The organism is Oikeobacillus pervagus, from assembly GCF_030813365.1.
GTDB classification, from domain to species: domain Bacteria; phylum Bacillota; class Bacilli; order Bacillales; family DSM-23947; genus Oikeobacillus; species Oikeobacillus pervagus.
In genome coordinates this window covers 39,328-60,758 of the sequence record NZ_JAUSUC010000016.1, presented here as the reverse complement: position 1 = coordinate 60,758, position 21,431 = coordinate 39,328, and the positions used below count along the sequence as shown (strand labels likewise).

Annotated in this window: 19 protein-coding genes and 1 pseudogene; 2 read left to right on the top strand and 18 right to left on the bottom strand. The window is 36.8% G+C overall.

Annotated elements, in window-relative coordinates; all coding sequences use genetic code 11:
* Positions 1–25: 25 nt before the first annotated feature.
* The 9 genes from J2S13_RS08100 to J2S13_RS08060 form a co-directional block, all read right to left on the bottom strand.
* On the bottom strand, positions 26–745 hold the full coding sequence (locus tag J2S13_RS08100) for a DUF881 domain-containing protein (protein ID WP_307257240.1): 720 nt from the start codon (positions 743–745) through the stop codon (positions 26–28).
* Entirely contained in the window at positions 735–1,505 is a 771-nt protein-coding gene (locus J2S13_RS08095; RefSeq protein ID WP_307257239.1) for a cell division protein FtsQ/DivIB, read from the bottom strand. Before J2S13_RS08095 ends, J2S13_RS08100 begins: the two co-directional genes overlap by 11 nt.
* Before the next feature lie 235 nt (positions 1,506–1,740).
* Entirely contained in the window at positions 1,741–2,838 is a 1,098-nt protein-coding gene (murG, locus tag J2S13_RS08090) for an undecaprenyldiphospho-muramoylpentapeptide beta-N-acetylglucosaminyltransferase (RefSeq protein ID WP_307257238.1), read from the bottom strand.
* A gap of 385 nt (positions 2,839–3,223) precedes the next feature.
* Entirely contained in the window at positions 3,224–4,357 is a 1,134-nt protein-coding gene (spoVE, locus tag J2S13_RS08085) for a stage V sporulation protein E (RefSeq protein WP_370873991.1), read from the bottom strand.
* 79 nt (positions 4,358–4,436) lie between these two features.
* A complete protein-coding gene (gene murD / locus J2S13_RS08080; protein ID WP_307257236.1) occupies positions 4,437–5,789 on the bottom strand; it encodes a UDP-N-acetylmuramoyl-L-alanine--D-glutamate ligase in 1,353 nt (450 codons plus the stop codon).
* Positions 5,790–6,764, bottom strand: a complete 975-nt coding sequence (gene mraY / locus J2S13_RS08075; RefSeq protein ID WP_307257235.1) for a phospho-N-acetylmuramoyl-pentapeptide-transferase — start codon at positions 6,762–6,764, stop codon at positions 5,790–5,792.
* Positions 6,765–6,766: 2 nt separating this feature from the next.
* On the bottom strand, positions 6,767–7,216 hold the full coding sequence (locus J2S13_RS08070; RefSeq protein ID WP_307257234.1) for a hypothetical protein: 450 nt from the start codon (positions 7,214–7,216) through the stop codon (positions 6,767–6,769).
* 4 nt (positions 7,217–7,220) lie between these two features.
* The gene (locus J2S13_RS08065) at positions 7,221–8,681 is read right to left on the bottom strand and encodes a UDP-N-acetylmuramoyl-L-alanyl-D-glutamate--2,6-diaminopimelate ligase (protein ID WP_307257233.1); all 1,461 of its coding nucleotides are present in this window, start codon (positions 8,679–8,681) and stop codon (positions 7,221–7,223) included.
* A 621-nt stretch (positions 8,682–9,302) separates the two neighbouring features.
* Positions 9,303–11,222: a stage V sporulation protein D gene (locus tag J2S13_RS08060; RefSeq protein WP_307257232.1), complete on the bottom strand. Its 1,920-nt coding sequence runs from the start codon at positions 11,220–11,222 to the stop codon at positions 9,303–9,305.
* A gap of 132 nt (positions 11,223–11,354) precedes the next feature.
* Here J2S13_RS08060 and J2S13_RS08055 point away from each other — a divergent pair.
* Positions 11,355–11,456: pseudogene (locus J2S13_RS08055) on the top strand (VOC family protein); the annotation flags it as partial.
* 69 nt (positions 11,457–11,525) lie between these two features.
* Here J2S13_RS08055 and J2S13_RS08050 read toward each other — a convergent pair.
* The 7 genes from J2S13_RS08050 to J2S13_RS08020 form a co-directional block, all read right to left on the bottom strand.
* Positions 11,526–13,769: a penicillin-binding protein gene (locus J2S13_RS08050; protein ID WP_307257231.1), complete on the bottom strand. Its 2,244-nt coding sequence runs from the start codon at positions 13,767–13,769 to the stop codon at positions 11,526–11,528.
* On the bottom strand, positions 13,766–14,128 hold the full coding sequence (ftsL, locus tag J2S13_RS08045) for a cell division protein FtsL (RefSeq protein WP_307257230.1): 363 nt from the start codon (positions 14,126–14,128) through the stop codon (positions 13,766–13,768). The genes J2S13_RS08050 and ftsL overlap by 4 nt, the downstream gene beginning before the upstream one ends.
* A gap of 23 nt (positions 14,129–14,151) precedes the next feature.
* The gene (gene rsmH, locus J2S13_RS08040) at positions 14,152–15,087 is read right to left on the bottom strand and encodes a 16S rRNA (cytosine(1402)-N(4))-methyltransferase RsmH (protein WP_307257229.1); all 936 of its coding nucleotides are present in this window, start codon (positions 15,085–15,087) and stop codon (positions 14,152–14,154) included.
* A gap of 23 nt (positions 15,088–15,110) precedes the next feature.
* Positions 15,111–15,542 carry a division/cell wall cluster transcriptional repressor MraZ gene (gene mraZ / locus J2S13_RS08035; RefSeq protein WP_307257228.1) on the bottom strand — a complete coding sequence of 144 codons (432 nt, stop codon included), beginning with the start codon at positions 15,540–15,542 and terminating at the stop codon, positions 15,111–15,113.
* A gap of 335 nt (positions 15,543–15,877) precedes the next feature.
* Complete coding sequence (bshC, locus tag J2S13_RS08030; protein WP_307257227.1) at positions 15,878–17,506, bottom strand: bacillithiol biosynthesis cysteine-adding enzyme BshC; 1,629 nt, start codon at positions 17,504–17,506, stop codon at positions 15,878–15,880.
* Between the two features lie 201 nt (positions 17,507–17,707).
* A complete protein-coding gene (locus tag J2S13_RS08025; RefSeq protein WP_307257226.1) occupies positions 17,708–18,094 on the bottom strand; it encodes a DUF3397 domain-containing protein in 387 nt (128 codons plus the stop codon).
* Positions 18,094–18,987, bottom strand: a complete 894-nt coding sequence (locus J2S13_RS08020) for a 2-dehydropantoate 2-reductase (protein WP_307257225.1) — start codon at positions 18,985–18,987, stop codon at positions 18,094–18,096. The genes J2S13_RS08025 and J2S13_RS08020 overlap by 1 nt, the downstream gene beginning before the upstream one ends.
* A gap of 374 nt (positions 18,988–19,361) precedes the next feature.
* On the opposite strand from J2S13_RS08020, the gene J2S13_RS08015 reads away from it, so the two are divergent.
* Complete coding sequence (locus J2S13_RS08015; protein ID WP_307257223.1) at positions 19,362–19,820, top strand: GNAT family N-acetyltransferase; 459 nt, start codon at positions 19,362–19,364, stop codon at positions 19,818–19,820.
* Between the two features lie 61 nt (positions 19,821–19,881).
* Here J2S13_RS08015 and J2S13_RS08010 read toward each other — a convergent pair whose 3' ends face one another.
* Together J2S13_RS08010 and J2S13_RS08005 are read right to left on the bottom strand one after the other, a co-directional pair.
* Positions 19,882–20,424, bottom strand: a complete 543-nt coding sequence (locus J2S13_RS08010; RefSeq protein WP_370873990.1) for an RsfA family transcriptional regulator — start codon at positions 20,422–20,424, stop codon at positions 19,882–19,884.
* A 122-nt stretch (positions 20,425–20,546) separates the two neighbouring features.
* Positions 20,547–21,317 carry an enoyl-CoA hydratase/isomerase family protein gene (locus tag J2S13_RS08005; RefSeq protein ID WP_307257222.1) on the bottom strand — a complete coding sequence of 257 codons (771 nt, stop codon included), beginning with the start codon at positions 21,315–21,317 and terminating at the stop codon, positions 20,547–20,549.
* Positions 21,318–21,431: the final 114 nt, after the last annotated feature.

Here is a 21,431-nt window from a genome sequence, read left to right as displayed (position 1 = left end):
CTCATTTCCTCCAGCCAATCATCCTTTATCTTTGTCTTTCCCCGACAATCGGTTTGAAAACAAGTTCAGATTTCTTTTCCATTGTAAAAACGATATGATCATTTACTAGTTGATCCTTTACCCCTCCAACAATATTTAAAGCTGATTCCATCACATCTGGATCACCAATTGCTGAAATTTCGAAAGGAGCGGGATATTCATTCCCGTCAATTGTAATGACTGGCCCATTGCAAATGATGTAAGAGTTATGTTTTAATCGCTGTCCATTAATGGCAATAGCTGATGCACCCGAAATTTTGAGTTCATTTACCACTTTAAAAATATGTTGTTCATGGACGATGTATTTATTTACATTATCTACATTGGGATTATATTCCTCATCCTCAAGTGTAACCTTTATTCCTCTTCCTTTTACTTTCACCTTACCGAGATACATCCGATATTTATCTGCATCTTCTGCTAAGTTAAAAAAGATTTCCTTCTCATGCGATAATTTTTGTTCATAGTCGCGGACCTTCTCTTGTTTCCCATATAATTCTTCTTGTAGGGCGCTATTTTTTTCCTGTTGATTTATAAGTTGATTTCTCAACTGATTTTCTTCTTTCCACTCAAAATCTTTTCTGTTTTTTTCATCGAAGTTCTCTTCTTCTTTTGCTATGTTATAGGAATAAGCAAGCATGAAGCCTAATACAAAGGTCACCAAGGAAAGAAAGACTTTATTGCCCTTCTTTTGGTCATTCTTCATTCTGTGAATCTCCTTCCACTTCATACGCTTTAAAATAGGACCCTACCTCTAAATCGATAACCCCCTTCACATGTGGATCAAGTTGGCTAATGATAGAAGGGTAATAAATCATCTTTTCAGCGAAAGTGCGTAAAGTTGCCGTGACTTCAAATCCATCGTTCATATAGAGTTTAATATGATATTTGTCCGTCTTTTTAGGGGAGTAATGTATTTCCGAGATCGCATTTACAATTTCAGTCGGAATTTGATTTAATGAAGTCATCATTTCCTTTAATATTTTCCCGTTTTTAAAAGAATACAGAACAGGAGCTTGTACTGAAATGGTAGAAACTGGATGGTCTACAACTTTTCCATTTTCAAGCACTGGTCGGAAACTTGTCCCATCTGAAATATAGGCTAAACGCTTTTGTTCTCGGACGATAATTTTGACCGAATTTGGGAAAGAGACCTTCACTTTTGCATCACGAATTTCATGTTTTTCTTTCAGTTGACTTTCAATTACCTCTCGATCTAATTCCCAAATACTCATCCCTTTTTTGATCCCGGTAATTTTAATGATGGCATCTTTCGGAATCATCACATTTCCACTGACAGATATTTTTCTAATATGGCTAAGTGGAGATTGAAAGTACACAACGGTAAGGATCAAAAGAAAAAAAATGGATAACAACAGCAAAAGACGTCTATTTGTTTTCTTTTTTTTCTGTTGCTTTAATTTTGGTATTCGGTCCTCTATAGAAACTACTTTCCCCTTTTCCATTCCTTACCTCCCGACTACGAGCTTAAAGCACTCGTTATTAGCGAAAAGTAGAACGGCACGAAATATCATGCCGCTTTATTAAAAATGCATTTTACTATAACTATTCTATAGTAAGAAAAAAACAGTGAAAACGAAAAATTAACATGATTATTATCCTATTTCTACCAAAAGATGTGTCTAAAAGAGAAGATCGATTATTCTAATACGTATCAACCAAATTTCTTTCAGAAATAAATTAAGCTTTTTTCACTAATTCATTCATAAGTGAAAAAAGACGTTCAGAAGCATCTCGAATCCCAAGTTTAAATGACGCTTCTTTCATGGAGAGTAATTTTTCTTTATCCATTAGGACTTGATCTAGTTCAGTAACTAATTTTTGAGGTGTTAGTTCCTTTTCAATCATCATAACAGCCGCACCCTTATCAGTTAATGTTCTTGCATTTTTCTCTTGATGATTATTCGTTACATAAGGGCTAGGTACTAAGATACTCGGAATTCCCAATGCTGTCAATTCTGCAAGTGTAGTCGCACCTGCCCTTGAAATCACCAGATCCATTTCAGCTAGTACTTCTGGCATATTGTGAATAAAAGGTTGAATTACAACATTTTGGGGCGTTCCTGCAAGTTCTACTTCTTTTTGAACTTCATTAAAGTGGACATCTCCTGTTACATAAATAACTTGATATGGTTTTTTCGAAAAGTTCATTAATGATTTTACTACCGCTTCATTAATTGGACGGGCACCACGGCTTCCACCAAAAATTAATACGGTCGGTACATTTTCTTTTAATCCGAATGAGGTTAAAATCCCGGTCTTTTTTGTATGTGCTACTTCCGAAGCTCGGGGGTTACCTGTTAAGACAATTTTTTCTTTTGGAAAAAACTCCTTAGCAGATTCAAAACAAATAGCCACTTTGTTGACGTAGCGGCTTAAAAATTTATTCGTTAACCCAGGAACACTATTTTGTTCATGTACAATCGTTGGGATTTTTAACTTAGCAGCTGCATACACAACTGGACCGCAAACATATCCTCCAGTCCCAATGACGACATCGGGCTTGAATTCCTTTAACATCTTCTTGCATTTCTTTACCCCTTTAATAAATCGCAAAACAGTTTTCACATTTTCAAAGGAGAGAGAGCGTTTAAAACCTGTAATATGAATGGAACGAAAGGGAACTCCCTCTCGTGGAACTAGGTTTGCCTCTAGCCCCTTTTCTGTGCCGATATACAAAAAGGACGTGTTAGGATGTTTTTTTTGGATCGTTCTTATTAAAGCAAGGGCAGGATAAATATGACCACCTGTACCGCCACCACTGACGACAATTTTCATCTATATACTCACCTCAAATTCAATCTCCATATATGTAAAAACGCACAAAAAATCTGATCTCAATATCCTATAATACTATATTCTAGCGATTTGGTTAATGTCATTATGTGAATTTAATCGAAACATAAAAAATGTCTTTAAAATATCTTATAATTGTTACATGGAAAACATAATCCATTATCCTCCATAGTAAATCAATATGAATAATGAAGCAAATATTTGCATTTACCATCTTATATTTTAGAGGATATTCTATTCTTTGAAAAAATGATGATTCTATGAATCCCAAAAACACACTATTAGTTGTAGCAACAAAGGACTCAAAACTTTAAAAAGTCCACAACAAAATAACAAGAGGGATCCTTTAAAAAGACCCCTCTTCCCTTTAATATCTTGAATATCTACTTACATTTAATAGGACTCCCATCGCCATGAGCATGAGTGTTAACGACGACCCCCCATAGCTAAGGAATGGCAATGTGATCCCTGTTACTGGTATTAGGCCTGTCACAACCCCAATATTAATCATTACTTGTATGGCAACCATCGAGATAATTCCAACAGCAAGGAAACTTCCATAAAGATCTGGAGCTCCTAAGGCAATTCGTATGCCCCTCCATAAAAGCAGTGCAAATAATAATAGGACAACACTTCCACCTATAAATCCAAGTTCTTCGGCTAGGATGGCAAAAATAAAATCAGTTTGTGGCTCAGGTAGGTAAAAGAATTTTTGCCGACTCTCACCAAGACCTAGTCCAAATAATCCACCTGGCCCGATGGCATATAATGATTGGATAATTTGGAAACCACTTCCCAGCGGGTCAGACCAAGGATCCAAAAAAGAGGTAATCCTTTTAATACGGTATGGAGCCGATATGACGAGTCCAACAAAACCAAGAACACCGATTAAACCTAGACCAACGAAATGACTGATTCTTGCCCCTGAAATAAAAATCATAATAATACAGGTTCCAACCATTACAGTTCCTGTTCCTAAATCCGGTTGAAGCATGATGATCCCAAAAGCTGAAAAAACAATCCCAAGTGTCGGAAGTAGTCCTTTCTTGAAGGAAGTGATATATTTCTGACGTTCAGATAAATACTTCGCTAAAAAAACAATCATGGCCAGTTTCATGAACTCGGAAGGTTGAATGGAGAAAGCACCGACCCCAATCCAACTACGAGAGCCATTTCTCACCATACCAATCCCAGGAATTAAAACTAAGATCAATAAACAAAAACAAATAATCATGATGACTTTCGCCCAAGATCGCCACGTCCAATACTCCATATTCATAATCATAAACATTGCGATCACTCCCACTCCCGCAAAAAACAATTGCCTTTTTGCAAAGAAGAACGAATCATCGAATTTATAATCGGCCCAAATAGCACTCGCACTATAGACCATAATTAAGCCAATTGCTAATAGTCCAAGCGTTAAAAAGATTAGGATAAAATCTGGAGTAGATTTTTTATAAGGCAATATCAACACCTCAGATAACTTTATTAGAGCCATCTAAGCACGAACAGGATTTACCCTCTCTAAAGGTGTTGTTCTTGGTGAAACATCTGTTCAAACTGAAAAAGACAAGCTCTTAATCCAGTTTATGCACAGCATCAATAAAAATATCACCACGTTGTTCAAAAGTTTTAAATTGATCCCAACTTGCACAGGCTGGAGATAATAAGATGATGTCCCCAGCTTCCGAATGCTTAAATGCCTCTGGTACAGCCTGTTCTACAGTATCGACATGTTGAATTATTTTTAATCCCGCCCGTTTCGCTGTTTCGATCAATTTTGGAGCCGTTTCACCAAATGTAATGAGTGCCTTGACATGATCAAAATAAGGAATTAAATCATCAAAACCATTTCCCCGATCTAACCCTCCAGCAAGCAAAATAGTTGGTTGACAGAAGGCGGATAAAGCTACTTTAGTCGCTAATGTATTCGTAGCCTTGGAATCATTATAAAATTTTCGACCGTGAAGTTCCCGAACAAATTGGGTCCGATGTTTTACTCCGGAAAAACTAGTTAACACTTTCCGAATCGATTCATTTCGAACACCAGATAATTTCACCGCTGCAACAGCCGCTAAAATATTCTCTAAATTATGAGCTCCTGGAAGAACAATATCGCTTACTTTCATAATCTTTTCGCCTTGAAAGTATAGTTCACCATTTTCCACATAAGCACCATCTTCATCCTTTTTCTTCGTCGAAAAATAAATCTTTTGCGCTTTAGAAGGAGAAATTAGTTCTATTAGCTCTTCTTGGTCCCCATTCACAATGAGAAAATCTTCTGGTGTTTGTTTTTTTATCATATTTGCTTTTGCTTTTGCATATTCTTCTTTTGTCCCATGATAATCAAGATGAGCATCATATAAATTGGTCCAAACTGCAATATGTGGACAGAACTCGTCAACTCCCATTAATTGGAATGAAGACAGTTCCATAACGACAACCGAATCTTCTTTCGCCTCTTGCACAACCTGTGATGCAACTTTTCCAATATTCCCTGCAATGAGTGCATCTTGTTGATCCGTTGTTAATATTTCATGAATTAGCGTGGTGGTCGTCGTCTTCCCATTTGTTCCTGTGATGCCAATAATAGGAGCATCAGATATTAAATAAGCTAATTCCACTTCTGTATAAATAGGAATTCCCTTTTTGATTGCCCCATCCACCAAAGGATTTGAATATGGAATTCCCGGGTTTTTTACGATAAACTCAAACCCTTCGTCCAATAATTCTATCGGATGACACCCACAAATCACTTTAATTCCTTGCTCTAATAAATTTTGTGCCTCTGGATTTTCACTTAATGGTTTTCGATCATTTACCGTTACAAACGCTCCAAGGTTATGTAAAAGCGAGGCTGCACTTACCCCGCTTTTAGCTAATCCAAGAACTAAGACTTTTTTATGTTGAAATTTCGTGATTGTTTTCAATTACATCCACACCCCGATATAAATTCCTAATCCTGCACAAAGTAAGCCCACAAACCAAAACGTCACAACGACACGCCATTCTGACCAACCTCCAAGTTCAAAATGATGGTGTAATGGACTCATGCGAAAGATTCTTTTTCCTGTCGTTTTAAAGGAAGCTACTTGTATCATAACCGAAAGGGTCTCGATGACGAAGATAGCCCCAATAATCAATAATAAAAATTCCATTTTCGTTAAAATAGAAATGGTCGCAATCGCTCCCCCTAATGCGAGTGAGCCTGTATCTCCCATAAAGACTTTAGCTGGGTGGGCATTGAACACTAAAAATCCTAAAACCGCGCCGACTACAGCCACTGAAAAGATCGCAACTTCAAATTGCGATTGATTCCATGCCAACACGCTAAAGGCACCAAATGCAATTGCAGCCGTTCCGGACAGTAACCCATCTAATCCATCTGTTAAGTTCACAGCATTGGAGAAGCCAACAAGCCAAAAGATTACAAACAATACGTAGAACCAGCCTAAGTCAAAGGAAATGTCTGTTAATGGGATTGTTAGTTGAGTAGAAAAATCATTTTGCTTATACACAACATAAAATACGGCTGATATAATAATTTGACCTAATAATTTTTGCTTTGATGTTAATCCTAAATTACGCTTCATCACTACTTTTATAAAATCATCTAGAAAACCAAGGACTCCAAAGCCAGCAGTGACTAATATTAATAAATAAGTTTCTACACTAGGTTTTGAAAATTTACCTGTCATAACGAAGGTCGTAATGATAATCGAAAGAAGGATGACGATCCCACCCATTGTTGGTGTTCCCGTCTTTTTTTGATGAGATTTCGGCCCTTCCTCTCGAATACTTTGCCCAAATTTTAATCTCCTAAGGAATGGGATAAAAATTGGAGAAAGCAATACAGCTATTAGAAATCCCATTAGGGTTGTAAAAAATATAACTTGTTCCAACATTTTTACCCCCTCCCTTCCAACCGAGCCTCTAGACAAGCCTGCAATGCTTTTACATGTTTATCTTCAGCAATATCATATGTGAAATAACAATCATTCAGAAGTTGATCCTTAAAATAAATCATTTTTATCATTTGTTCCCACTCTTTTTGTTTCATTTTCTTTAATGTTTTTTGAAATAAATCGAAAAAAGCTTCTGTAAAAGAGGATTCCATTGTAAAAATTGGAAAATAATTTGGAATCCATCTGGGGATTTCTTGCCCTTTTGGCCAAATAGCTGCAATCGCACCATGTTCAATCGCAGTAAACGTATCCCGAACGTCATCGGTTACGATAAACAGCCCTTTAGGCATCTTCTCATTCGGCGCAATCGAAACTGTATGAAACACCAGATGATCACCTATTATTCCGTTTTTTTGATGAAAAAGCTCTTTCACATCATGTAATGTGAGCATCTTTTTATCGCTCCTTTAAAGCTTCTAAGGCTACCTTTTGATCATCAAAATCGATTACCTGATCCCCAAGAATTTGATAGGTTTCATGACCTTTACCTGCAATCACAATGACATCTCCTGTATTTGCTTCTTTAATGGCATGTGTGATGGCATCACGACGGTCAGCAATTAGTTCATACTGCTTTCCTGGAACGCCTTTTTCCATATCCTTTAATATAGAGATCGGATCTTCACTTCGAGGGTTATCTGATGTGAAAATTGGGTTTGTGGCATATTCGCAGGCCACTTTTGCCATTAAAGGTCTTTTTGTGCGATCACGGTCTCCCCCACAGCCGACGACAACAAAAATTCGTTGATCTGTTAGAGGTCGTACTGTTTTTAATACATTTTCAAGACTATCAGGGGTATGAGCATAATCAACAATGACAGCAAAATCTTGTGTGCCTTTCACTAGTTGAAATCTGCCTGTGACTCCTTTTATTTTTTTCAATGCTGTTAGAATCGTGTTCATGTCGATATTTGCAACAAATGCTGCCGCAATAGCTGCTAAGGCATTATAAACATTGAATTGTCCTACCAAATTCGTTTGAACCTTCTCCATTCCATTTGGATAAAAAAGCTCAAAACTAGTTCCTTCAGCTGTCAATTGAATATTTCGGGCTTGAAATTGTGCGCTTTTTTCAATTCCGTATGTAACGACATGTGCGGCTGTTTCTTTTTCGAATTCTTGCGATGCTTGATCATCCGCATTGAGGACGGCATATTTTGGATTCTTCACATCATACGTATTTCCAAGCTGGGAAAATAATAATGATTTGGCATGGCGATATTCTTCCATTGTATGATGGTAATCTAAATGGTCTTGTGTTAAGTTCGTAAATACAGCAATATTATAATCACACCCATGAACTCGGCCTTCAATTAAAGAGTGTGAAGAAACTTCCATAATCGCTGTTGAAACATCCTCTTCTTTCATTTGATGAAATACTTTTTGCAATGTCAGGCTTTCAGGTGTAGTATTTTTAGTTTTTAATACTTCTTCTCCAATTTTCATATACATCGTGCCAATTAATCCTGTTTTTTCGTTCGCTTCGCGGAACATTTCTTCGATTAAATGGCTCGTTGTTGTTTTCCCATTCGTTCCTGTAATCCCGATTAATCTAAAATCTTTTGTAGGTGAAGCATAAAAATGATTCGCAACTATTGACATTGCTCGTTTCGTATCAGGAACGAGAATGACAGGCACATCTACCTCAACAGATTTTTCCGCTAAAATGGCCACAGCGCCTTTATTGACAGCTTCTTTCGCAAATTGATGCCCATCTACTGTATACCCTTTAATACAAATAAATAAAGAACCTTTTTTCACTTTCCGGTGATCATTTTCGATTGATGTAATCATTGGATTTTTATCTTGGTTTAATTCATAAAATGGCAATGATTTAAGCAAATTTAGCAAATCCATATTTCCCAATCCTTTCTCTGAAAAAGGCTCATGTTTTTCATCAGTCCTTAATTAACGGAAATCCCGCCATTTTATGACCTGATGACTAAAACGCCTTAGTTGTTGGGGATCATTCCTTATGACTTTCTTTTCAGCCTAGCAGTTGCGGCATTTGCTTGTCGCGCCTGGGCAGTCGGCTCCGCTTTCCTGTCTAGCTGCGGCTCCTAGGCGCTCGAGGTCAAATGTGCAGCCCTTCTGTGGCAAAGTTCGCCACGGCATGGCTGCAGCATTTGCTTGTCGCGCCTGGGCAGTCGCCTCCGCTTTCCTGTCTCTTTTGGAAAATCCCTTCCTTATGTATCGAGTGATTTTTTATTTCTTTCTTATTTTAGCGAAAAAGCGAACATTTCGCCAATTCGTTTTCGTATTCACACCATTTCAATCATCATCATGATGAAAAAAACTTCCTTTGCAAATAAAAAACTCACAACGAACATATTATCATAGTTTCATTGTTTTGAACCGTATTTTTTGTCCTGTTTTTTCACATGTAACGTTAAATATCATTTTTATAGAATAAAGGGAACCATATTGGTTGTTTCACCTATCATTTAATTGTAAGAAAGGCGGCTTTTTGCCGCCTATTTAATTCAAATAGATTCGAATAGTGGAACCTGCTTCTACTTTCGTACCTGGTTTCGGAGCTTGACGGACCACTTTCTCTCCATCTCCACTAATATCTAGTTTTAAATTGACTAATTGTTGGGATAACTCTTTCTTTGATAACCCTGTTAAGTCTGGCACTTCTACCATGACTGGATCATCCCATCTAGTTTTCTTTTCAATTTGTTTTTTCCGTGGTTGAACATCCATTGCTTGAAGGCTGTCTTCTAACATTTTCCCTACAATTGGAGCTGCCACCGTTCCACCGAATTGAACGGTCCCTTTCGGATTATCGACGGCAACATATATAACGATTTGAGGGTCATCTGCAGGAGCAAAACCGATGAAAGAGACGATGTGATTATTCTCTAAATACCCCCCTCCTTCTTTCGATTTCTGTGCTGTTCCTGTCTTCCCACCAACACGGTATGATTCAACAAATGCATTTCGTCCCGTTCCTTGAGCGACAACACTTTCTAATGCGTGACGCACTTTCTTTGAGGTTTCTTCTGAAATAACCCTTTTCTTTGCAACCGGTGTTTTTCTCATTACCACTTCCTTCGTCTCCGGATCAATGAGTTCTTTTGCAATATACGGTTGATATAGAACTCCACCATTAATAGCTGCTGACACAGCGGTAATCTGTTGAATTGGAGTGACAGCGACCCCTTGACCAAATGCCGTAGTGGCTAATTCAACTGGCCCGACACGATCGATATTAAATAGAATTCCTTTTCCCTCTCCTTGTAAATCAATCCCTGTCTTCTGACCAAAACCGAAATTATGGATATATTTAAATAATTTTTCCTTTCCTAATCTTTCCCCTAATTCTACAAACCCCGGGTTACAGGAGTTTTGTACCACTTCTAAAAAGGATTGGTGTCCATGACCTCCACGCTTCCAACAACGTAATGTCGCATTTGCCACCTTCACACTACCAGGGTCATTAAAATGATCCTTTTCTAAATCTACCTTTTTTTCTTCTAATGCAGCAGCCAAAGTGATAATCTTAAAAGTAGATCCAGGTTCAAAAGTACTCCAAATGGGTAAATTACGATTATATATTTCTTGTGGAACATGTCTGAAATCAGTTGGATCAAAGGTTGGTCTACTAGACATAGCCAGCACTTCTCCATTATTCGGGTTCATTGCAATAGCAATGATTCCATCAGGATTATACTTTGCTTCCGCTATATCAAGTTCCCTTTCGATTATCGTTTGAATTTTTGTATCAATAGTCAATTTTAAATCGACTCCATCTACAGGTGCTTCATAATCATCTGACATATTAGGCATTCTTTTGCCTTTAGCATCGGAGAAAAATTGCATCGATCCCTTTGTCCCACTTAGTTCTTTATTATAATAAGCTTCAAGCCCCATTAAACCTTGATTATCTACTCCTGCAAACCCTAAAACATGTGATAAATAACTTCCATATGGATAATGCCTTTTCGAATCCTCTGCAATATAGACTCCTTTTAAACCAAGATCACGAATTTCTTTTGCCTTTTCATAGGAGATTTTTCTTCCTTCAGGATGGATTCTCTCGATGGAGGTTTTTTTCGTGACATGTTTATACGCCTTTTCTGTTGACATATTTAAAGCAGCGGCTAATTTTCCGGCCGTCTCCGCTGGATTTTCGATTTGTCTCGGGACGACATAGACTGTTGGAGCACTTTTGTTTGTCGCTAAAGAAACTCCATTGCGATCCACTATTTTTCCTCTTTCTGGTTCGAAAGGGATATTTCTGCTCCAAGAATCTTTCGCTTTTCCCGTTAGTTCACTCCCCATAAAAAATTGTACATACCCTAATCGAGCGTCAATGATGGCAAATATTAAAATCCCTGCAAGTAAAACAAACGCTAAACGTTTGCGAACGGTAACAGTTGAAACCCGCTTCATGATTAGCCTCCCTCCTAGCTCGTTCAAGTATATGCTTGTACAAAAAAAGTTAGAACGTTCAACTAAAAGTTCCAGCCTCCCCTTTTCTATTTGGATCGGAATAAGAAGGGATCTTTTCCATTATACATTGGGCATTTTATCGACATCCTTGATTCAGTGCCTTTCCCTGATTATAAACGCTTCGAATTTCGCGATCCTTTTGGCAACAGAGTTGAAATGATTGAGAAAATTTAATAGGTCTTTTTATGACAAAAATTCATAAATAAAAAGGGAACTACCATCATTTCAGTAGTTCCCTTCTTTCTAATCAAGCGGGAGTTTTTTCTCATCCTTCTCTTTGTCTTCCTCGACCTGATCATCTTTCTTTTTTTCTTGTTTCTTTTTTTCCTGTTCAGCGATATTTTTCGGCTTCGTAAAATTAACGACTAGATGATCCCCTTGTCTAACTGGGGAATTAGGTTTTAAGTTTTGTTTGGTTACATAACCTTCACCATTTACACTTAATTTTAAATCTAATAGTTCTGAAACTTTCATGACATCTCGCAATGACCAACCATCCATATCTGGAACAATTAGATCTCCATCTGTCCGCAACATGATTTTGGCACCTTGCAGAACATTAGTCCCCTCAATCGGTAATTGTTCTTCAACCTTTTTCCCTTTTCCTAATACAACGACATTTAATTGTTGGGATTTTAAATGTTGGGACACCTCATTGACTGATTTTCCATCATATCGATCGATTTTTACTGGCTTTGCTATTTCATTTCCATTAGGTTTTATATTTAAATATTGAAGACTATTCTTCATAACAGGGTTAAATACTTTAGAAACAGGGATCGCCCCATTCTCATTTTTCAGATTAGGTTTTTCTACGGCAACATACATAACGAGTTGTGGATCATCTTTCGGTGCCATTCCTAAAAATGAAAAGAGGTAATTTTCACTTCCATATAAATAACCTCCCCCTTTAGGATCAGGTAGTTGGGCAGTTCCCGTTTTTCCAGCGACGTCATAGCCTTCAATATTGTACATCTTTCCTGTTCCATTTTCAGCTGTGACGACAGTACCTAAAATATTTCGTACTTCTTCCGCTGTCTCTTTTGAAATGGGTTTTCCCACCACTTTTGGTTTGGTATCCTTGATGATTTTTTTCGTATCCGGTTCAACGATTTTTTCAACAACATAAGGTTTCATCATTTGACCATGATTAGCAATTGCTGTTGTTCCTTGGATAAGCTGTAAAGGTGTGACAGTTGATCCTTGTCCAAAAGCTGTCGTAACTTTCTCAATGGGATACCGATATAATATATTTCCGCTCGCTTCATTAGGTAATCCAATTCCCGTTTTCATACCAAAGCGAAAGCGATCTAAGTATTCACGAAACGCTTCCGAGCCCATTGTATCCAACATATTCGCAATCGCTACATTCGATGAACGTTGAATTCCTTCCAAATAACTAATCGTTCCCCATCCGGCACCACCATTATGATCACGAATCGTACCTTTTCCTACAGAATATCTTCCTGATTGGTAAAAAGCATTAGGGTGGAAGGTCCCTTCTTCTACAGCAGCTGCAAGCGTAAAACTTTTCATCGTCGAACCAGGTTCAAATGCCGATTCCACGACTTCATTATGCCAATTATCTGCAAGTCCTTTCCTTGTATCGGGATGAAAGGATGGACGTTGTCCCATCGCTAATAGTTTCCCTGTCTTAGGATCCGCTACAACGGCCAGTACTCGCTCTGGTTTATATTGTTTTTCCACATCGTTTAACGCTTCTTCTAAAAAAGTCTGGATCTTCGAATCAAGCGTTAAATAAATATCATTCCCGTTATCAGGCTCCTTGATCATTTCCTTCTCGTTGGGTAAAAGATAGCCCCATAAATCACTTTCATATTGGATTTTCCCGTTCTTTCCTTGTAAGTATTCGTCGTATTTTTGTTCAATCCCCATTTCTCCAATGGTTTTCTCCTGTTTTGAACCTTCCTCTTTTCGGGCAAAACCAATTAAATGAGAGGCAAACACACCATTTGGGTAAAATCGTTTTGAACTTTTCAGAAAAATAATCCCAGGCAATTTTTCTTTTTCGATTTTACTTTTTAATTCATGATTGAGGTCTTTTCCTGCCGTCCCGAATTCGACTTGTTTGATATCTTCGTCCTTTGGAGTAAGAATTCTATAAATTCTATCCTCACTCATATCAATGTAATTCGCAAGTACTTCAGCGGTCATTTCAGGATCTACGACATGATGTGGGTCTTTCGGATTTGGGGAGACCGACTTATCCAATACAGCAGCAATCGTATAGGAAGTCGTATCTTCAGCAATCACTTCTCCATGTGAGTCATAAATCGTGCCTCGTCGCGCCTCTAGAACATTTGTTTTCATGTATTTTTTCATGATTTCAGTTTCTAATTCACGACCATCCGCTCTGCCGGTCATTTGGATATATAAAATTCGGAAAAATAAAGTAAAAAAGAGCACGGCAAATATCAAAAATATTACCGCAGCTCCTCTTTTTCGATTGAGTCGTATTTCCTTCATTTTGGTTGCACAACCTTAACATTTTGTTCATTTAGATCCAAGCCTAACTCCTTTGCCTTTTTCCATATTTTTTCATATGTACTTTCTTCACTCACTTGGATTTTTAATTCTTTGTTCACTTTTTTCTGAACTTTAATTTGTCTCTCCATATCTTGTATTTCTCTATTTGCAGTGTATATAGCTGTTTCGGTTGAGATAATTTTAACCCCGATGAAGGATATTAACACGACAAATAATAGTAGGAGTAATTTCTCTCCAGGGGTTACCCTAATTTTCTTTTTCTGTTTAGACTGCCGCTGCGAAGCATTCTTTTGTTGATGTTGCTCTTCTATTTGGTACTTTCTTGCTAAATTACTCATCGTTTCCCCCCTATTTCATTTCATCATAATTTCTCGGCGATTCTCAACTTTGCGGATCGAGACCGATTATTCGCTTCTACTTCCTCTTTAGAAGGTAAAATGGGCTTTCGATTCACCAATTTTAATATAGGTTTATATTCATCAGGGATGATCGGTAATCCATGAGGTAATTCGGGTCCTGTGCTTGCTTCCTTAAAAATATTTTTACAAATTCGGTCTTCCAACGAATGAAAGGTAATGACACTAATCCGTCCATGAGGCTTTAGCAAGTCAATGGCCTCTTTCAATGATTGTTCAAAAACATTTAACTCATCATTCACCGCAATTCGAATAGCTTGGAATATTCTTTTCGCTGGGTGTCCGCCTTTTCTTCGGGCTGGAGCTGGAATTCCTTCTTTAATTAAATCTACTAACTGAAATGTCGTCTGTATAGGTCCATCGACTCTTGCAGCTTCAATTTTCCTCGCAATTTGCTTAGAAAATTTCTCTTCCCCGTAGCGGAAAAATATTTTTACCAAGTCCTCATATGGCCAATGGTTGACAACCTCAAAAGCACTTACACCTCTGTCTTGGTCCATCCTCATATCCAGGGGTGCATCATGATGATAGCTAAATCCACGTTCAGGTGTATCTAATTGTGGAGAGGAGACGCCTAAATCATATAAAACTCCGTCTACCTGTTGAATACCATAATGTTCAAGTTCCTCCTGAATATACCGAAAATTACTCTTAATGAAAGTCACCTTGTGTAAATAAGATGCTAACCGATTTTTAGCATGTTCTAACGCTTGTTCATCTTGGTCAAACGCATAAAGATGACCCTCATCCGAAAGCTGGGATAGTAAATATTCACTATGGCCTGCTCCACCTAATGTGCAATCCACATAAATTCCATCTGGTTTAATATTTAAACCATCTACTGTTTCTTTTAATAATACTGTTGTATGTTCAAATGTCATCGTTTCACCATTCCATTTCGATGCTAAATATCAAAATCAATCATATTTTCAGCTATTTCTGCAAAAGATTCTTCAGACTTTGCAAAATAGTCTTCCCATAATGGCTTCGTCCAAATCTCAATTCGATTGGAGACTCCGAGAATAACACACTCTTTTTCTAGCTGAGCATAATTCACAAGGGTTGACGGGATATTAATCCTTCCTTGTTTATCCAGTTCACATTCCGTTGCACCTGAAAAGAAAAATCTTGTGAATGATCGAGCATCTTTTTTCGTTAGGGGTAGTTTTTTTAATTTTTCCTCAAGGACTTTCCATTCACTTAAAGGATAGCCGAACAAGCATTGATCTAATCCACGGGTTATGATAAATGCTTCGCCCAAATCGTCTCGAAATTTTGCAGGTATAATGAGGCGACCTTTCGCATCAATGTTATGTTGGTACTCCCCCATGAACATGCCCCATACCCCCCACTTTCTTCCCTTACCTTACCACATCCCCCCACTTTTCTCCACATATTTTTATTTCTGTAATGTTTTCGTAAATCCTTCTTAATGAACCTGTTTTTTTGTCCTCATCGTTCGTATTTTTCATCTAAAAAAATCGGTATTTTTACAATAATTCTTTGGAAATGACAGCATCTCCTATTTTATCTTTTGCTCATTGCCCTTTCATCCCCCACATTTTTCCTTTTAAGTTCTCTTATCCCCCACCTCATTCATAGAAAAACAAAAAAAAGCACCTGGAGTTATTTCATGTTTAGAAATAATTCCAGGTACTTACAGGAGTAGTACTATATACGAATGAGTTGATGAGATCCATCGAAAGGATAAGAAAATTGTAGTAATTCATCAATGAAATCCAAGCCATATTGATTAAGGAAATAAAAAACATTCCAAACTCTCTCTTGTGGACCATTATTTGGTCTTAATGAACAATTCACCTGATCATATCTATTTAAGACAACTTCATGCTGCTTTTCAATCAATTGATCTGTCTTTTGTTTTAAGTATTCCAACTGATGATGGTGTATTTTTAAATTTTTCTCAATAATTGGTAATAATCCTTTATCTAGTTCTTCGGCACGTTTTTGTATCTCTTGATATTGGTAAAATAATTGGGTAGCTGTTTGCTCTACTAAATCATGTAGCCCTTCTTCCTTAACCGTTTCCCAATACTGTTGTTTTTCACGTTCGACCCCTTCACTGAGGACGTTTTCGATTTCAAGTTGAAACTCTTTTATATATTTCTCCTTGTCTCTTTCTAGAATCGTCACATTTAATCGTGGAACAATCGGAGGCATTTTCATATGAAAAAATTCAAATGCTTGCTTCAGTTCAGCCCAATAGGCAATCTCCCCTGGACCCGCAATAAAGGCCAATGTTGGAAATAACCATTCTTGCATAAGTGGTCTTGTCACCACATTATTACTAAATTTCTCAGGTGATCTTTCCAAAAGCTGCATAAACTCCTCTTGTGTCCATGATGCCTCACCATTTTTCCCTATAAAAGATTTGGTTGAATCATCATACTCTAATAAGATCCGTTCATGGTCATGATAAATAAACAAATTCGCCGCGTTATCACTAAATTCAATAGCCGGAGAAAATCCTGTTCTTTTTATATCCGCCTGCTGTGAAAGAACCTTTTGATTCAATAATTGGTTATTCGTAATCAGTTGCTCAAAAAATGGTTTCTCAAGTCTTCTTAGTGGTGGAAATGCAGCGTCAATTAATAATAAACCAGAATCTTTAAAAAGTTCGCTAATAATATAACTGAACAGCTCCGTCATCGTTTCTGTTTGTTGAATGGCTTCATCCATTAATTGAATCAGTTTTTTGGTATGATCTGTTTCACCAAAATAGCTAATAACTTCGCGAATCCATTGATTCATTTGATCTTTATTAAATAAAATGTCTGATACCATTCTTTTCTCAACTAAACGCTCTGGATAAATGCTTTTTTCCATTCGGCTATTTTTTTCAACAAAAACATGATTGACTTCTTGAAAATCATGATCCTCACCTGCGATCCAGAACACAGGGACAACAGGAATTTGAAGGTTTTTTTCTTGTTCTTCTGCTAGCTTTATAATAGATAAGATTTTATGTATAGTATATAAAGGCCCTGTTAATAAACCTGCTTGTTGTCCCCCTATTACCACTGTAGAGTTAGGCATTTTCAATTTTTCAATAGAATGTTGCACTTTTGGAGATTTTGGCATCCATTTCATATATTCTTCGATACAGGTCGCAAGCTCCTGACGATGAAACTCTCGGTTTTTTAAGTCTTCCACCCTTTGATTAAACTCTTCAGTATTCGTTAAAGGATAATGGAAAAAACCTGTAACCGATGTTTGCTTATTTATGTAATGAGAGGCAAATCGATTGATAGCTGGAATTGACAGACTTGCCAAGTTCATAAAAGTTCTTCCTTTCTTTAAAAAAGTTTATCTGTTACACCTTAGATATGTAATGAAGTAATTTCTACGGTGATTCTCCACCGCCTGCTTCTTTTCCCCTCTATGTGTTCAAGGTTCTAATAGGCTGACAGTGGTCCCACTTCTAAAGAGTATATCATCTATCGAATCGAAAGAAAAAAATTTGAATTAGGCCAATTGAATTTAGACCATTTCCATCACATTCACGGTCAATCCATAAAGCAATAATACGATGTAGACAAATAAAAAGACAAGAAAAACAACACGCCATGCCCCTCTTAATACTTTTGAAACATCCATTTCTTCATATACTCTCCAATAATAAATGGAAAAAATGAACCCTATGATTAAAACGAGTAAATATAATAGCCATAATAATGAAATATTCCAAATCGTTTTAATAAAAAAATGGACGGAATATAATAAAAAGAATGTGGTGAGATCAATCGATAAATGAACAGCTTTTCTATGATTTTTTAACGTATTTTTTGTTATAATAAAAGCCAAAATATACCCAATAAGCGGGAATACTAAAATCAGCGCAATTAAGCATGCGAAAACAGTGACCATTATAATCCTTCTTCCTTTCCCTCCATCCCACAAATCATTGAGTAAATGGCCGTACAAACGGGCAATGTTCTTTTCATCTTTTTCGCTTCATTTATTATATATCCAATGATTGCCTCAATTTCCGTTGGCCGCCCATCTTCAATATCCCTCAGCATCGAGGACCGGTTGTTAGCCGTTTTTTTACAAATTGCTTCGATGTTTTGAAAGTCTTGTTCATTTCCATCGAAAACATTTGCAACTTCACTGAATACTTGCTTCATTAGCGAGTAATAATAAGGATTTGAAATTAATTCTCCATTTTTTACTTTTAAAATGGCCGTTAAAGGATTGATCACGGCATTAGCAAATAATTTCTCAAGTAACATTTTTTGATATTGATTGTGCCAATGAAACGGAAACTCTTTAATAGAAGTGCTCATGATTTGCTTGATTGTTTCAGGATTTCCTCTAAATAAAGCGATATTTGTTTTTCCTCTTCCACGGATGTGGATTGAATTCTGATCTTTTCGGAAAACTCCATGCTCGATCGTGGCCACAAAAAGATGTTGTTGAGGCAATTTTTCCAGAAAAGCTAGATGTCCCATTCCGTTTTGTAAAAAAATGAGAGGAATAGAAACAGGTAAAGAACATAAAAATGTCTCTAAAGCTTGTAAATGATACTGCTTAACCGCTATAAAAAGTACATCTTCTCTACTTGCTTCCTTCACTTGTAGTGAACGAGCCTGTAAATTGATTCGATTCTTTCCTCCATTTTCCTCAACCCATAAACCATTTTGGCAAATTTCATCAGCTTGTACCTGTTTTCTTGTGTATTGTGTGACATTGAAGGAGTCATGCAAACAGGCAGAAAAGAACATTCCAATTGATCCCCCACCAATAATTCCAATATTCATACAAATTCTCCTTACTTATGATCATGATTACTATATTTGCATACTTTTTCACAATTTGTTAATTTTCGATCGCTAATCATAATCCTAGTGGATATATTGTTGTCCTAATGAAAGAACGATTCTTTAGAACAAACTCTTTTTAATTAAACATTTTAACAGAAGAGACTTACTACGAAAATACAGATGATTTCCTTGTGATTCAATCGCAAATAGTGATTTTTTGAGTAAAATGAAAGTCAATTTGATTGTTTCCTTGGAAATAAATATTCTGGATTAAAAATAGAAAACGGTTTCGAATTCTTTTCTAAAATAGTATATAATAATAATGATAGCTTAATATCATTTTTCATCATTTGTTTTTAGGAGGTTTTTCAATGCTTGGTACAGTAGAAAACTTAAAAATAAATTTCAAAACGATGGAAGAATTTAATATATTTAAAGAATTCGGATTACAGGAATTATCTATGCTTGAAGAAATCCAAATGAATTTTGTTGAGGATCACACAGATTCACCATTTTATGGAATCTATTATGGTGGGAAACTGGTAGCTCGTATGTGTTTGTATATGAGAGAAGAAACATTTGAACAAGAATCCACCATTCCAAAAACTCATCTGGAAATATGGAAACTCGAAGTATTATCCGATTATCAAAATAAGGGATTCGGACGTATTCTTGTAGATTACGCAAAAAGCTTCCATTTGCCTATTATTACAAAACCTCGAGTAAAATCACATGACTTTTGGAAGAGAATGGGCTTCCGTACATTCATTGATGATGAAACCCGTTTCTTGTGGATACCAGATGAAGAATTAGACCAAAAAATCAGTTAAGTATCCATGATGGGCATTTTTTTAAGCCCTGGCACCCCAGGGCTTTATGTCAGTTTCTTCCTTATTTATTCTCAACGGTTAACTTCCTCGCCTTTTCTAACACCAATAGGACAGAATGGTAGTCATCCTCTAACTCTTTATATTTGATTTTCAACTGATCATAATCACTTTGCGTCTGATTTAATTGATTCTGCAATTTACTTATTTCATCTTGTAAAATATCTGTTTCTTGAGATACTCGTTCCACTAGTTGCGCTTGTTGAGCAATGTTATGAATAAACGTTATCACATCATCCACCGATAGGGTAGGTGATGTCTTCTCATTAAAGGAAGAGTCCTCCTTCATGCTATGCCCAGCATCCATGGTTTCCTGTATTTTCATTTCTTTTCTTTGCTTTTTCGCTAATTCTATCCCTGACTTATACTGTTTTCGAACGAATGAATTCCAGCGAAAGCCACAAGCTGCAGCCGTTCGATTAAGCCTTTTGCCAACTTCATCAAAAGCTTGAAGTTGGGTACTGCCTTCCCGAATATGCTGAAGAACAATTTCCGCTAATAATAAATCTTCCTCTTTTGTCCAAGCATCCTGCCTCATAGAAGACAAGTCTATCACCTCTCTCTAAGTTACTTATTTAATACATATGACAGTAATAGAGGTGATAGACTATACTTTGATTATTTTTATGGATCTCGAGTGGGAACAATCTGTTTCCATCATGCAGGAAACTATTTAGCTTTCGATTTTTTTTTATTCAAGAATTGTGCAACAGCCTCATGATGGGGTTCTCGTTCCCAAAGAATGGCACATGTACGCATTTCTTGTTCCATTCTTGTATATAGATTTGTTTCCAGCCATTTTCGGATGATTGTTTGCTTATAAGCTGATAGTACAGAACTATGTATGGTTGACATTTTTTCTAAGAATACTTCAACAGCCTCTTTATTCACATGATCAACCAATTGATCGATAAATCCTACTGAATGGAGCGAATCACTTTTATATACGGCAGCTTCAGATAATATTTTTAAACCAATTGAAGGTTGAACTCTTTCTAAAAGTAAAGTTCCTCCTCCCCAGCCCGTCGTAATAGCAAGACTTCCTTGGATAAAACCAAGTTTCGTATTTCTTCTTGCAATACGGAAATCACATGCTGTGGCAATTTCACATCCTCCACCAACTGCCGTTCCATTAATCAAGGCAATCGTTGGTTTCGGTAATGTAGCTAGCTCGTATAGGATTTTTCCCATTTTGGATAACATTTCATATGCTTCCGATTCTGTCTTTAAAGCATGAAATTCAGATAAATCCCCACCTGAACAGAAAGCTCGTTCTCCTTCACCTGTTACTACGAGCGCTTTTATATCATCTTCTTTCGCTCTTTCAATTGCCTTTTTTAATCCTTCCATTACTTGAAAGTTAACCGCATTTCTTTTCGACTCCCGAGTAATCGTAAAATAGAGTAAACCATGACCCTCAACATCGATTCTGTAATCCATTGTTCTCCTCCCCCTTTATATATATATTACCGTGAACAAGTTATAGGGTACAAGAGGAACATTGCTTATTCATTGAAGTTAAAACATATACATCGCAAGCAAAGTCGTCTTAAT